This is a genomic window from Mesorhizobium sp. M0045, from assembly GCF_040323385.1.
In the GTDB taxonomy this organism is placed as follows: Bacteria; Pseudomonadota; Alphaproteobacteria; order Rhizobiales; family Rhizobiaceae; genus Mesorhizobium.
This window is the reverse complement of sequence record NZ_JAMYUY010000007.1, coordinates 165,200-179,190: the sequence shown is the minus strand read 5'-3', so window position 1 is coordinate 179,190 and position 13,991 is coordinate 165,200. Positions and strand designations below refer to the sequence as shown.

At 61.0% G+C, this 13,991-nt stretch carries 14 protein-coding genes; 9 read left to right on the top strand and 5 right to left on the bottom strand.

From position 1 onward, the window contains the following. Positions 1-28: 28 nt before the first annotated feature. Entirely contained in the window at positions 29-1,078 is a 1,050-nt protein-coding gene (locus NKJ72_RS14275; protein ID WP_352477648.1) for a LacI family DNA-binding transcriptional regulator, read from the bottom strand. A 147-nt stretch (positions 1,079-1,225) separates the two neighbouring features. Between NKJ72_RS14275 and NKJ72_RS14270 the strand changes: the two genes are divergently transcribed. From NKJ72_RS14270 to NKJ72_RS14250, 5 genes are all read left to right on the top strand, one after another. Next, positions 1,226-2,266 carry an ABC transporter substrate-binding protein gene (locus tag NKJ72_RS14270; protein WP_352477647.1) on the top strand — a complete coding sequence of 347 codons (1,041 nt, stop codon included), beginning with the start codon at positions 1,226-1,228 and terminating at the stop codon, positions 2,264-2,266. Positions 2,267-2,393: 127 nt separating this feature from the next. Continuing rightward, positions 2,394-3,431 (top strand): ABC transporter ATP-binding protein, encoded by a 1,038-nt coding sequence (locus NKJ72_RS14265; RefSeq protein ID WP_352477742.1) that lies wholly within the window; start codon positions 2,394-2,396, stop codon positions 3,429-3,431. Further along, entirely contained in the window at positions 3,428-4,315 is an 888-nt protein-coding gene (locus NKJ72_RS14260; RefSeq protein WP_352477646.1) for an ABC transporter permease, read from the top strand. Before NKJ72_RS14265 ends, NKJ72_RS14260 begins: the two co-directional genes overlap by 4 nt. Then, the gene (locus tag NKJ72_RS14255) at positions 4,308-5,099 is read left to right on the top strand and encodes an ABC transporter permease (RefSeq protein ID WP_352477645.1); all 792 of its coding nucleotides are present in this window, start codon (positions 4,308-4,310) and stop codon (positions 5,097-5,099) included. The genes NKJ72_RS14260 and NKJ72_RS14255 overlap by 8 nt, the downstream gene beginning before the upstream one ends. Positions 5,100-5,113: 14 nt before the next feature. Then, complete coding sequence (locus tag NKJ72_RS14250) at positions 5,114-6,034, top strand: phosphorylase family protein (RefSeq protein ID WP_352477644.1); 921 nt, start codon at positions 5,114-5,116, stop codon at positions 6,032-6,034. 111 nt (positions 6,035-6,145) lie between these two features. Here the strand turns inward: NKJ72_RS14250 and NKJ72_RS14245 are convergent, their stop codons facing one another. From NKJ72_RS14245 to NKJ72_RS14235, 3 genes are all read right to left on the bottom strand, one after another. Continuing rightward, a complete protein-coding gene (locus NKJ72_RS14245; protein ID WP_352477643.1) occupies positions 6,146-7,171 on the bottom strand; it encodes an aldose epimerase family protein in 1,026 nt (341 codons plus the stop codon). Between the two features lie 80 nt (positions 7,172-7,251). Beyond that, positions 7,252-8,709, bottom strand: a complete 1,458-nt coding sequence (locus NKJ72_RS14240) for an NAD-dependent succinate-semialdehyde dehydrogenase (RefSeq protein WP_352477642.1) — start codon at positions 8,707-8,709, stop codon at positions 7,252-7,254. 170 nt (positions 8,710-8,879) lie between these two features. Then, a complete protein-coding gene (locus tag NKJ72_RS14235; protein WP_352477641.1) occupies positions 8,880-9,830 on the bottom strand; it encodes an AEC family transporter in 951 nt (316 codons plus the stop codon). Between the two features lie 149 nt (positions 9,831-9,979). On the opposite strand from NKJ72_RS14235, the gene NKJ72_RS14230 reads away from it, so the two are divergent. The 3 genes from NKJ72_RS14230 to NKJ72_RS14220 all read left to right on the top strand — a co-directional run bounded on the left by NKJ72_RS14230 (position 9,980) and on the right by NKJ72_RS14220 (position 11,584). Beyond that, entirely contained in the window at positions 9,980-10,627 is a 648-nt protein-coding gene (locus NKJ72_RS14230; protein WP_352477640.1) for a caspase family protein, read from the top strand. Between the two features lie 98 nt (positions 10,628-10,725). Then, positions 10,726-10,929, top strand: a complete 204-nt coding sequence (locus NKJ72_RS14225) for a hypothetical protein (RefSeq protein ID WP_352477639.1) — start codon at positions 10,726-10,728, stop codon at positions 10,927-10,929. A gap of 106 nt (positions 10,930-11,035) precedes the next feature. Next, positions 11,036-11,584: a histidine phosphatase family protein gene (locus tag NKJ72_RS14220; protein ID WP_254818209.1), complete on the top strand. Its 549-nt coding sequence runs from the start codon at positions 11,036-11,038 to the stop codon at positions 11,582-11,584. 217 nt (positions 11,585-11,801) lie between these two features. On the opposite strand, the gene NKJ72_RS14215 is transcribed toward NKJ72_RS14220, so the two are convergent. Beyond that, complete coding sequence (locus NKJ72_RS14215) at positions 11,802-12,968, bottom strand: alpha/beta fold hydrolase (protein WP_352477638.1); 1,167 nt, start codon at positions 12,966-12,968, stop codon at positions 11,802-11,804. A 707-nt stretch (positions 12,969-13,675) separates the two neighbouring features. On the opposite strand from NKJ72_RS14215, the gene NKJ72_RS14210 reads away from it, so the two are divergent. Continuing rightward, positions 13,676-13,960, top strand: a complete 285-nt coding sequence (locus tag NKJ72_RS14210; RefSeq protein WP_254818207.1) for an acyl carrier protein — start codon at positions 13,676-13,678, stop codon at positions 13,958-13,960. Positions 13,961-13,991: the final 31 nt, after the last annotated feature.

The following is a 13,991-nucleotide window of genomic DNA, read 5'->3' as shown; positions in this document are numbered from 1 at the left end:
CGAGGTGGCCTCCTGAGGGCCGCCCGGACTATTCGGCCGGCTCGAATCTGCCTTGCACCAAGACTGTCTCCACCGGCCCAAGCGGATTGATGATCCGGCTCTCCAGGACTTCGATAAGTTTGCGTCCAACACCCGCCATATCGACGGAATGAACTCCGATCTTTGCGGGCAGGAAGCGTGCCAGCCGCGTGCTGTCACGGGTGACGATGTGGACGTCGCGGCCTGCTGTAAGACCCCGCTTGCCGAGAGCGTGCAACGCTCCCAGAAGGCCCAGTTCGTTGGCGCACGCCAAGCCCGTTGGCGGATCTGATGACGCCAGCAAGCGATCGAACCAGCCGGCGCTCGATTCCATGGTGAACATGCCATGACCGATCAGCGATTGGTCGATCGGAATACCGGCCTCGGCCATTGCCCTTCCATACCCGGAAAGACGCATGGCACTCGCCTGGTCCTCCGGAACGAGAAGTTGCAGCGCAATGCGTCGACAGCCCTTATCCATGAGCCGCCGGGTCGCCTCGTAGGCAATCTGTTCATTGTCGACATCGACATAGGGATAGGCGATATCCAGGTCGGTTCTTCCAAACGCGACGAATGGCATGCGTTGATCCAGCAGCAGCCTGACGCGCGGATCAGCCGACACCAGGCGTGTGATGATCAGGCCGTCTGCGCTGCGCGCCTGAAGCTGCCGCTGCACACTCTCAACGGGATCGTCGTCGGGAGTGGTGGAATAGATGGACAGACTATAGCCAGCTTGCCGCGCCGCCAGCGTCATGCCTTCGATTAAAGGAAGCTTCAACAGATCGGACAGATGGTCTCGTGTCTCCATCGGGAGTACCGCCGTCAGCGTCTGCGTTCGACCCGTTTTGAGCGCGCGACCATGATGATTTGGTAAATAGCCGACCCGCCTAGCCGCCTCCTTGACGCGGGCTATGGTCGAGGGCTGCACTTCCGGCCCATCCTTCAGAGCGCGGGACACCGTGGTCACCGAGAGGGAAAGTTCCGCGGCGATCTGCTTTAGATTGGCCATTGTTCGCCCGACTTCATTTGCGAAAGCGCCGGCTGATTTGCTGACCGCCATAGCGTTACCGAATTCGACATCCCGGTCAATCCGAACTCCCATAGGAAGCAGCTTGACTCTAGCGTATCCAGATGCAATCGTAACGTTACGATTACAAAATAATGGCTCTTTCAAGCGATATTCCATAAAAGTTGGGGAGGAGAACCTATGTCCTGGCTACGCATTTCCTTAACAGCATTGGCAATCTCGGCTGCCCTGCCCGTGCATGCGCAGACGGTCACCATCACGACCGCGGGCGGCGACTATGGCAACGCCATCAAGGAGGCCATGTGGGGCCCGGCTGCAAAAGAGCTTGGCTATGATGTCCGCGAGGAGACGCAGAGCGACGGCCTGGCCGCCCTGAAGATGCAGGTTACCTCGGGTGCAGTCACGACCGATATCGTCCACCTGGGTTCGCCGGAAGGGGCGCAGGCTGCCGCGCAATCGCTGCTGGAGCCGCTCGACTACAAGATCATCGATCCGAAATCCGTGCCTGAGGGTGCGAAGTCCGACTACTGCTATCCGTTCGATTCCTATGGCACCGTCATGTCGTGGAACACCAAGACCTATGGCGAGAACCCGCCGAAGACGTGGGCGGAGTTCTGGGATGTTGCCAAATTTTCTGGCCGTCGCGCGTTGCGCGCCAATGCGCAAGACTCGATCGAGATCGCGCTTCTCTCCGATGGCGTGGCACCGGAGGACGTCTATTCCGTGCTCAGCACGCCGGAAGGGCTAGAGCGCGCCATCAAGCGGCTTGAAGCGATTAAACCAAACGTCGCCGTGTGGTGGACCTCGGGCGCCCAATCCGCGCAGTTGCTGAAAGACGGTGAGGCGGATTTGGTCATTACCTGGAACGGACGCGCCCAAACCGTGAAAGCAGATGGCGGCGCGGCTGACTACACGTTCAAGGGTTCGGTCATCGGCACGGACTGTCTTGGGGTGCCGAAGGGAGCGCCGAATAAGGAGGCCGCGATGAAGCTCATCGCAGCGATGACGCAGCCCGCGCGGGTTGCCAAGCTGACCGATTTCATTGCCTATGGCCCAGTCAATCCTGCGGCATATGAGGGTGGCCTTATTCCCGAGGACCGTCTGAAGACACTTGCGACCGCGCCTGAAAATGCTGGCACTTCGGTGTTTTCAAATTCAGAATGGTGGGTCAAGAATGGCGAGGCTGCCCAAAGAGCCTTCGATGAAATGATGGCTCGCTGACTCTCAGTTCTGACGCATGTAGCGCAAAAATGTGCAGCGCGCGACAACGACATGCATGAAAACAAGAACCTAAAGCGCGTCGCGTGAAGCCGGTCGAACGCGACGCGCTTCAAGGCTGGAGCACATGATGAAGTCGCTCGCGATCACCATCGAAAGCGTGCACAAGGCTTATGGGTCCTACGTCGCACTGGATGATGTTTCGCTCGACATTCAGGCTGGCGAATTCCTCACGCTGCTAGGGCCATCGGGATCGGGCAAGACCACGTTACTCATGGCTCTGGCCGGTTTTGTCCGGCCGGATTCCGGTAAACTTTTCCTGGGCGATCGAGACATCACCCGCCTGCCGCCCAACAAACGAGACATCGGCATAGTATTCCAGAATTACGCCTTGTTTCCCCACATGAACGTCCTGGCGAACGTCGCGTATCCGCTGGTGCTGCGCAAGGTACCGAGAGCGGAGGCGCGTCAGCGGGCGCTTGATACCTTGGCCCGCGTGAAGCTGCATGGCCTGGCGGAACGCAATGTTGCCGCACTATCCGGCGGCCAACGTCAACGGGTGGCATTGGCGCGGGCTATCGTCTTCGAACCGCGCGTGATGTTGATGGACGAGCCGCTGTCGGCGCTCGACAAGAATCTGCGCGAGACCATGCAGTATGAGATCCGGCGTCTGCATGATCATCTACGGATCACCACAATCTATGTGACCCACGACCAGCGCGAAGCGCTGATTATGTCTGACCGGATTGCGGTGATGAATTCCGGCCGCATCCAGCAGATAGATACGCCGCAGCGGATTTATGATCGTCCATCGACCCGCTTCGTCGCGGAGTTCATGGGCGAGGCCAACATTGTGGCCCCGGGCTCGGCGCGCAGAATCGACGGCGCCGAAGCATCACACGAAACGCTGATGATCCGCGCCGAAAGCTTCCATCTTGATGCGAAGCTCGTCGGGGGAGACGGAGTGGCTCTCGAAGGAATACTGCGCACCAAAGCGTTCCGCGGCGAGAACTGGCTTTTGACGCTGGCGCTTAACGGTGGGCAAGAGGTTCTTGTCTGCATTCCGGCAGCGCTGGCCGGCGGTTGCGCCGAGCTTGCCGCCGGTCAGCGGATGACCGCATATGCACCAGCAGCGAAGGTTCACGCGATACCGGGAGCGACGGCGTGACCGTCGTCCGGGATCCGGCGCTCGCAGCGGATGCACGGCGCGAGCGGCGGTTTTTTCTATCGCTTTCGCTCCCGGCGCTGTTCATCGTTGGACTGGCGGCGATACTGCCCATCCTTTGGATAATCCGGCAATCCTTCCTGACCACCGGAGGTGAGTACACCGTCGGCAATTACCAGAAGGTCCTTTCGAGCGGACTGACATGGTCGGCGCTCGTCACGACCCTCGAACTGTCTTTGGGTACGCTAGCGGCCTGCATTCTCCTCGGCACCCCTCTGGCGCTCGCTCTGGCCAGCGTCAGACCAAGGTTGGTCAACGTGCTCATGGCGTTCGTCATGCTGCCGCTGTGGACCTCCATTCTGGTGCGTACCTATGGTTGGCTCGTGCTTTTGCGGCGCGACGGCCTGATCAACGCGGCGTTGACCGGTTCAGGCCTGACGGCGGAGCCATTGCCGCTGGTCTACAACTTCACGGGAACGCTCATCGGCATGGTGCACTACATGCTGCCACTCTTTCTGCTGCCTGTTTATGCTGCGATGCGCGATATCGACCCAAATCTCATTCGCGCGGCAGCGAGCATGGGAGCCACTCTCAGGCAGGTCATCCGCACCGTCATTATGCCGCTTTCGGCGGGCGGCATCTTCTCGGGTTCGATCATCGTCCTCATCTACGCCATAGGTTTTTTCATCACGCCGGCGGTGCTTGGCGGCGGCAAGGTAAATCCGCTCTCTACCCGGATCGAGCGTACATTATCGACCTTCCAGGACTGGGGGTCGGCAAGCGTCCTGGGCATTCTGCTCCTCGTTCTTATGGCGCTGATCGGTGTGATGTTGCTGGCGGCACGCCGGCTGGTGGCCCAGAACACCGTGGAAGCCTCCCATGCTTGAAGCCTATCCGCAAAACAGGCTCGCCCGCATTTTGCTCTGGAGCTTTGCCGCTCTTGTCATGGCATTTCTGATGCTGCCGACGCTCGTGGTGGTGCCGCTTTCCTTTTCGGCGTCGAATCTCCTCGAGTTTCCGCCGCACGCCTACTCGTTGCGCTGGTACGAGAACTTCTTCGGCTCGGCAACGTGGATGGCCGCGCTGAGGACGAGTTTGATCCTTGGGACGTTGACGGCGTTGATCGCGGTGCCCTTCGCGCTGCTCGCCTGCATTTCAATGAACCGGCTGGGCGGAAAGACCGCTGCGGCCATCCAGAGCGTCCTGCTGACCCCCTCGATCACCCCAGGTATCCTGCTTGCGATCGGTCTCTTCTTTGTGTTGGCCGCACAACATCTGATCGGAACGCTATTGGGTGTGCTGGTCGGACATGTGGTGCTGGCCGTTCCGGTCGCCTGCATTGTGTTGCTACCCGCTCTCACCCGCTTTGACTGGAACCAGGTTCAGGCGGCGCGCAGCCTCGGTGCAAACTGGGCCAGAGCCATTGGCGGAATCATCGTTCCGCAACTTCGGATCAGCTTGCTGTCGGCGACATTGATGGCGTTCCTGACTTCGCTCGACGAGTCCGTGATTTCGATCTTCATCGCAAGCGGTCGCAACAGCACGATGCCGAAGCTTATGTTCCTGTCGCTGCGCGATCAGATCGATCCGACCATTGCGGCGATCTCGACATTGTGGACCGTCATCGTCGTGGCCGTGGTCCTGATTGTGACCCTTCGCCAAAAATCCTGACCGAGACTGGAAACATGCCCGCCAATTACCATGCAGCCGACGATCTGACGGATCATTCGACGGACATCCCTCAGGTAGGGTTGGCCATCATCACCGGGTCGGCAAACTGGGGGCTTGCCTTCCCGGAAGATGTCGAATTCGATGGTGTGCGCACCTTGCGGCGCGACATGAGTTTTGAAACACCTTTCGGTCGCACCGACAACTGGAAGCTGCTCGAGTTCGATGCGTCGATCACAGCGGAAGGGAGAGCGAAGCGCGCTCTGTGCATGTATTCGCACGGCAATCCCCGCGACCGTATCGACCATTCCTGCCATCGCCGCGCGTTCTGGGTATTGATGCGGGCGGGTGTACGGCAAGTTCTCGCCTGCTCGACTGTAGGCGCCGTCAACAAGGCGATCCAGCCGGGCGACATGGTGGTGACCGCCGATATCATCGAGCTGACGCAGACCCCGTTTTCACTGCTTCCTGACCGTCAGAGCTTTGACTGTTCGGGCAAGCAAATCGTGTGTCCAAGATGTGCGGCGGTTCTGGTCGAAACGGCCCGCCGTCATTGGCCAGCCGAATGCCGCGTTTATGGCATCGAACAGCAGTTGGTGGCTGCCCACTGTTATGGGCCCCGGCTGACAACGCCAGCCGAAGCCTTGGCGTATCGGGGCATGGGGGCGGATGTACTCAACCATTCCATTGCCCCTGAGGCGACCTTGTCGCGCGAGATCGGCGCGTGTTTCGTGCCTTGCGCGTTCGTGACGGCGGGCTTCAACGACTATATGGATCGCAATCGCCAGAAATTGCTGCAGGAGGACGTGCTGCCTAATCTTTCCATGACAGCCTCGCGGGTCGCGCTGGAGACCGCTGCGCGACTTCCCGCTGATCCGGAATGCTCCTGTCACCGCTTGAAGTCGCCTCAGCCGAAAGAACGCTCCAGCCGGTTCTGAGATAACCCGCCAGATAGCTGAAGCTCTGCCGCAGACCAAGGATCCCGAAGGCACCGCGCTGGGCATGTTCGCGACGCTCGAGTCGTACGCTTCGGCAGCGGCACTCCTGCCCTAAGGCAGCCTGAACCGGTATTCCGTCACGTGATGGTAGATCTGCCCGGGCCACAGCGTGGCTTGCGGGAAATACGGCCGGTTGGGCGCATCCGGCCAGATTTGCGGCTCCAGGCAAAAGCCCGAAAAGGCCTTGTACTGGCGTCCGCCCAATCCAGGCGAAGACGGCGCCAGGTACTGGCCGGTATAGAGCTGGACGCCCGGCTCCGTGGTCCAGAGCTCCATCTCGACGCCGGAATTCGCGCCCTGCGCCCATGATGCCTGTTTCAGCGGCCCGCGCGTCGAGGCGAGGCAGAAATTCTGGTCATAGGGGAGCTGTTCGCCCTCGGTCTCCATGCGCAGCGGCCGCGCCTGGCGAAAGTCGAAAGGTGTGCCGTCGACAGGCTTGACCGTGCCTGTCGGGATCAGATCGGCGTCGACAGGAAGATAAGCGCCGGCATTCAGCATCAGCCGGTGGTCGAGAATGTCGCCGGCGCCGCCGTCATCCAGGTTGAAATAGGAATGCTGGGTGAGGTTGCAGAGCGTCGGCTCCTCGCAGGTGGCGGTCAGTTCGACGCTGAGCGTGCCGGGGATCTTCAGCCGGTAGGTGCAGGTCACGTCGAGCGCGCCGGGAAAGCCCATCATGCCGTCCGGGTCGTGCAGGGTCAGCGTGACAAAATCCCTGCCATGTAGTGAAACCGCCCAGGCCCGGCGCGAAAAACCTTGCGAACCGCCATGCAGCGTGTGCTTTTCGAGGAAATTGCGCTCGGTCTGATAGCGTTTGCCGGCAAGCGTGAAGCGGCCGTCGCGGATACGGTTGGCATAGCGCCCGACGACGGTGCCGAAGAAGGCGGTGTCCTTCTCATAGTGCTCGAAACGATCATAGCCGAGCACCAGCGGCGCGTCGTGCCCGGCCAGACGCAGATCCTGGATGATCGCACCCAGCCCGATGATGTTGGCGGTAAGGCCGCCGCCACGGATGGTGAAGCGGCGGACGGCCTCGCCCGCCTGCGTCGTGCCGAAAACCTCGCCGTCCTTCATTGCCATGCTCGCAAGTTCGCTGCTCGATGCCAGCCTGGCCTTTCGAAGCGGCCCAGCGTCGTTTTCGGTATTACCGCATCAGGCTTCTAGAGACCAAGTCCGCCGATGCAGACATATTTGGTGTCGAGATAATCCTCGATGCCCTGATGGCCGCCTTCCTTGCCGAGGCCCGATTCCTTGACGCCGCCGAACGGCGCTTCAGGGGTGGTGATGAGCCCTTCATTGACGCCGACCATGCCGTATTTCAGCCCTTCCATGACCCGGAAGGCGCGGCCGAGATCGCCGGTGTAGAAATAGCAGGCTAGGCCGAACTCGGTGTCGTTGGCGAGTGCTACGGCCTCTTCCTCGGTCTCGAACTTGAATACCGGTGCTACCGGGCCGAAGATTTCTTCCTTCATGAAGCGCATCTTCGGCGTCGCATTGGCGATCACCGTCGGCTGGAAGAACGAGCCGCCGAGCGCGTGGCGCTTGCCGCCGGCGACGACCTTGCCGCCTTTGGCGGTAGCGTCGGCAATCAGCTCCTCGACCTTCTCCACCGCCTTCTCATCGATTAGCGGTCCCTGCTGGACACCCTCCTCGAGGCCGGAACCGACCTTCAGCCCGTTGCTCGCAGTAGCGAGCTTTTCGACGAACTGGTCATAGATGCCGGCCTGCACCAGGAAGCGGTTGGTGCAGACGCAGGTCTGGCCGGAATTGCGGTACTTGGCGGTGATGGCGCCAGCGACGGCCCGCTCGATATCGGCGTCGTCGAAGACGATGAACGGCGCATTGCCGCCGAGCTCCATCGACACTTTCTTGACGGTCACCGACGACTTCTGGATCAGGATCTTGCCGACCTCCGTCGAGCCGGTGAAGGTGATCTTCTTGACCAGCGGGTTGGCACAGATCTCGTCACCGATCTCACCGGCGGCACCCGTCAGGATATTGATGACGCCTTTGGGGAAGCCGACTTCCTCGGCGAGCGCGCCCCAGGCAAGCCCGGAATAAGGCGTCTGCGACGCCGGCTTGACCACGGCGGTACAGCCGGCGGCAAGCGCCGGGCCAAGCTTGCGGGCCAGCATCGAGGACGGGAAATTCCATGGCGTGATGGCGGCGATGACGCCGACCGGTTCCTTGGTCACCAGGATACGGCGGTCCGCCCAGGGCGACGGCACGACGTCGCCATAGGTGCGGCGGCCTTCTTCGGCGAACCACAATATGTAGGACGCGGCCGAGCCGATCTCGCCCTTCGATTCGAACAGCGACTTGCCCTGTTCGATGGTCAGCAGTTCGGCCAGCACGTCCTGATTGTCCATCATCGCGTCGTGCAGCTTGCGCAACAGCTTCGAGCGTTCGAGCGCGGTGGTCTTGCGCCATGTCTGGAAGGCAACGTCGGCGGCTTCGATGGCGCGGCGGGTCTCGGCCTTGCCCGACTTCGGCACTGTGCCGATCTTGAGGCCGGTGGCAGGATTGTTGACGTCGATCGTCTGGCCTGAATCGGCCTGCACCCATTCGCCATTGATGAGATTGGCCTGCCGCATGAAATGGCTCGTTTTCTGAAGCATGATCTCGCCTCCGTTCGGCACCTGGCGGGCCGGTCGCTGATTTCGTGAATGGACGTGCGCGATAGCATCGCTAGAGCCACTGCTCTTAGCCCAGGGCAAGCCCCGCAAGCAATCACAAGATGGCATATAGGGTTTGGGCCAGCTAATGCGAGAGCGATGCAGCCGGGCTGTTATCCAAAAGCGACGACGACCACTGTCAGCCAAAACGCAGTGGTCACGACAGCACAGGCGGTGGCGATGGTCATCTGGTTCGACGCCAGCGCCTGGCCGGTGTTGAACTGCACCGCGATGAGATAGGAATTTATGCCGGACGGCAACGCCGCAACCATCACCGCCACCTTGGCCGTCAATGGCGGCAGGCCGATCAGCCACACCAGGCCGAGAACCAGCGCCGGCATAAGGAACAGTTTCAGCGCCGACAGCGCCAGCGCCGGCCTTACATTGCCGGAGATGCCAAAGCGGCGCAGGCTGAGCCCCATGGCAAACAGCGCAACCGGGGCGGCCGTGCCAGCCAGCGCGTCGCTCAGCCGCGTCGCAAGCACCGGCAGTGGCACACCGGTGAAGCGCCACGCCAGCCCGGCCAGTATGCCGATGATCAGCGGATTGATGAATACCCTCCTGAGAAAGCTCCTGACGACGCGGAGCGGATGCACAGGCTCGCTGCCGCCGCGGCCGAACATCTCGAACAGGATGATCGACGCCATCATCATCACCGGCAGGTGAATGGAGACGAGCAGGGACAGCACTTCGAACCCGGCCGGCCCGAACACGCCGATGATGAAGGGCGCGCCGAGCAGGACGACATTGGAGAAGGACGACGATACGCCGCCGACGACGCCGGCGCGGGCGTCCCGCCCGAAGATGCGCGTAACAACCAGATGGCCGGTGGCCCAGGTGAGCGCGACCGCCGCGAAATAAGCGCCCCATAGCGACCACGGCGCCACGCCGTGGAAATCGGCCTTTACCATGGTCTGGAACAGCAAAAGCGGCATTGCCACGTTGATGGCGAATTCGGATACGCCCTCACCGCTCGCCGGCTTCAAATAGCCGGTCAACCCGGCAAGATAGCCGAGCCCGACGAGACTGAAGACGAAGAGGACGGTTTCGGTAAGCGGAGACATTTTTCCCGTGATAGGCGAGGCCCGGCGGCGGCGCAACCGCCCTTCCCTCGCGAATGTACCGGCCAACAATCCGGCCGCTCGGATCTTGTCCGAATTTGCCCATGGTTGGATGCCAGCGCTATACAGGGCTGTCGGGGGACACGCGGCGAATGGGCCTTGTCGGAAATCAGCACTTCTTCAAGCAGGCGTGGCTGACGGCTTTCGTCGGCGCCATGCTTTGCCTCGTGGTGACCTCGGCTCATGCCGCGGAGCCGGAGAGCCTCAAGGGCGTGGCGCTGATTGTCGGCCAGTCGAAATACCAGCACATAGCGGCTCTTCCCAACCCCGCCAACGACGCCCGCGACATCGCCAAGATGCTGACCGATCTCGGCTTCGGCGCGCGCAGCGTCACCGACCGCGACGCGGCAAAGCTGAAGCGCGACCTCGAGCGTTTCGCTGAGGATGCCGAGGACGCCGACGTCGCCTTGATCTACTATTCCGGCCACGGCATCGAGGCCGGCGGCGAAAACTATCTGGTGCCGGTCGACGCCGACGTTTCTTCATTGAAGGACGCCGATCAGGCCCTGGTGCCGATCTCCGCCGTCATGGACGAATTGAAGACGACCGTGCCGGTAACGATCATGCTGCTCGATGCCTGCCGCACCAACCCGTTTCCGGCGGATGCGGTGCTGCGCCGGGCGCCCACCGCCTCGGCCTCGCCGATCGGCGCCGGCGGGCTGGAGCCGATGCGCGGCGCCAGGGCACTGGCGGACGTTACCGCGACGGAAAATCTGGGGGCGGTGATCGGCTTTGCCTGATCAATCTCGGCAATCTCGAACGGACCGGCAAATATCTGGACGAAGCCGAAGCCGCCTTCGAGGCGACGCTCAAGGTCTTCACCCGCGAAGGCCAGCCGATGCAATGGGCCTTCGAGCAGAACAATCTCGGCGACGTCCACTGGAACCGCGGCAGCTATGGCGGCGGCAATGCCGAATACCAAAAGGCGATCGAATTCTTCGAGAACGCCAAGCAAGGCTTTACCGAAGCCGGCTACACACTCCCCATCCCGCTGATCGACCGCAAGATCGATCTGGTGAAGAAGCAGATAGCGAAGAAATAGGCGTCTCGGCCGCAGGTTGCACTCGGCTTGTCTTTCAGCCGGCTTTGCCGTCCCTATATGCCGGTCACCGGGGACCTGCCTGCCGGTCACCCGAAAAGGATGTCTGATGCTTCGATTTGTGCTGGCGCTGCTGTTGCTTGCCGTTTCCGCCACAGCCCATGCGACGGAAGCCGGCTGGGCGCTGCTCCGCGACGGCGGGCATGTGGTCCTGCTTCGCCATGCCATGGTCACCGGCACCACCGATGCCGCCAATTTCGACCTCGGCAAATGCGCGACCCAGGTCAATCTCTCTGAGCGCGGCAAGCAACAGGCGCGCAAGATCGGCGCGCTGTTTGGCGCCCGCGCCGCACCGGTCGAGCGCGTGCTGTCCAGCCGCTATTGCCGCTGCCTCGAGACCGCCCGCATCGCTTTCGAAAGCGAGCCGGAGCCGTTCGCACCGCTTGACCTGCTGAAGACCGACGAAAAGGAAAAGGCCGACCAGATTGCCGCGATCCTTGCCGAGATCCGCGGCTATTCCGGCTCCGACAATCTGGTCATGGTCACGCATCTCGAAAACATCAAGGAATTGACCGGGATCTCGCCGCGTGAAGGCGAGGCCGTGGTCGTCGAGCCGCAGGGCGACGGCCTGCGGGTACTCGGCCGCGTTACTTTCTGATCTGCGCCGGAGCTGGTTGAAACGTTCGCTAGTGGTGAAATCTAGCGTTTGGTACCTTAAGCGGAATACCGGTTCCGACCCGCGATGAGGTCTGATCGAGTCCAAGGTCGACATTGACCCTTAGTCAGGACCAACGAGCGCTTTCAACGAAAGCCAATGCAATGGTACCGTCTCATCAGGACTTCCGAGCCGTGACAACGGGCGAGGTTTTCGTCCTTTACTTTGCCGGCCGGAGCCTCAGCGGCCGAAAAAACGCCCGGATGTCCTCGACCAGGAGTTCGGGTTGCTCAATCGCCGCGAAATGTCCTCCTTTCGGCATGTCGGTCCAGCGCTCGACACGGAAGACTCGTTCGACCCAGGAGCGAGGTGGCATAGGAAGCTCTCGAGGGAAGACTGCAACGCCGAGGGGCGGTGTTATTCGCTCCCTTGGCCCGAAGGTCAGGGGGCAGAGCCGGTTCTCTTTGTAAATCCGGAGCGAGGCCTCGATCGTGTTACCGAACCAGTAAAGCGAGATGTCGGTAAGCAGCGTGTCTAGAGGGATGGCGCGTTCGAGTTCGCCTTCGCAGTCGCTCCAACTGCGGAACTTCTCGGCAATCCATGCGGCTAGCCCGATTGGGGAATCTGTCAGTGCAAAGGCTAGCGTCTGGGGCTTGGTCCCCTGCAGAAAAGCGTAGGCCCCCTCCGTCGCGGCGAAATTCGCCGCACTGTCGAGGAATGCCTTCTCCTCCGGCGTGACAGGTGGGTCGCCGCGACCGAGGGTCGGGCGGAAACTGCCTGGAATGTAATTCAGGTGCAATCCGATAAGGTCCTCCGGGTAAAGCCGAGCGAGCCAGGTCGAGACTCCGGCGCCGATGTCGCCACCTTGTGCGGCGAAGCGATCATATCCCAGTTCGCGCATCAGCCCCCGCCACAGCTTCGCGACATGCTTTGAGCTAACGCCGGCCTGACGCGGCGGGGACGAGAAGCCGAAACCCGGAAGCGACGGTGCGACGACATCGAAGGCGTCCTCGGCATCCCCGCCGTATTTGGCAGGATCCGTGAGCAGCGGAATGACATGCTCGAACTCGGCGAAGGAGCCGGGCCAGCCATGAGTGAGGATCAACGGCAAGGGCGCTGACCCCTTTCCTTTCTGGTGAACGAAATGGATGTCGCACCCGTCTATCGTGACCCTAAACTGAGGCAACAGGTTCAGACGTTTTTCGTGATCGCGCCACCTGAAATCGTATTGCCAGTAACGTGAAAGCTTACTGAGGAAATCAACGTCAGTACCGTCCTCCCATCCGTATGCGAAGATCGACGACGGCCATCTTGTCGCTTGGATACGACGCTGTAGGTACTCGATCTGTTCATCCGGGATGTTAATGTGGAAGGAATGAATGGCCACGGGTGTTGCTCCGATCAGCGGCGAGGAATTGTCCCATCAAGGCACAGAACGAAGGAAAACTCACTGAGCGACAGCTTTGTCCGCTACTTGCTGGTTCCCATCTACGAGACGAAGGTAACATTCCACCCTTGGTGGCAATTCGTTTAAGTTACCTGGCGTCAGATTTTCACCGCTACCAGCCAAGCGTCGACACGGAGCTTCCATCCCTCGATCATGTCCGCGAACGCGTCCTCCGTCAGTTCGGACAGATTCGATGCTCCTGCCGGGCTCAAGGCCGTGAACGCATAGGTAATCGACGCCTCCGTGCCTCCGTTAGTGTCGGTCGGCAGGCCACCTCGACAAATCCGAAACGCGAATCCGGCGTAACGCGAACATAGCGGATGCGATGCGCCAGCCGTCCACCCAGGCTCATGTCGCGATGCTCAGCCAAGGCCTTGAGCACCTTCGCCAATCGTTTTTCCAGGCGCACCCGGTCTGCACGCGTTTCTGTAGTCATAGATCTTCGTGGTACATTGGTACACGCAATGACCAGAGATGGGACGGTTTGGGCATATCGCCGGGAGGGGTTGCCAGCGACCCCTATTGCTCTGCCAGAACATCAATCCCAGCTGCCGTCGGCGCATCAGGCCTTTTCCTGCCCGGAAAAACCGATTAGACAGCGCCAAACACATGCGGACAGATTCCGCCCGCAATCGAAGGAAAAGCCCTTGTCCACCACGTTCGACAAAGTCGCCAAGATCATCGCCGACACCAGCGAGATCGATATCGAGACGATCACGCCCGAAAGCCACACCATCGACGATCTCGGCATCGACAGCCTCGACTTCCTCGACATCGTCTTTGCCATCGACAAGGAATTCGGCATCAAGGTGCCGCTGGAAAAGTGGACGCAGGAGGTCAACGACGGCAAGGCTTCGACCGACGACTATTTCGTCATGAAGAACCTGTGCGCCAAGATCGACGCGCTCGTCGCCGCCAAGAACGCCGCGTGAACACAGCGCCTGACGCGCCCGACCCACAACA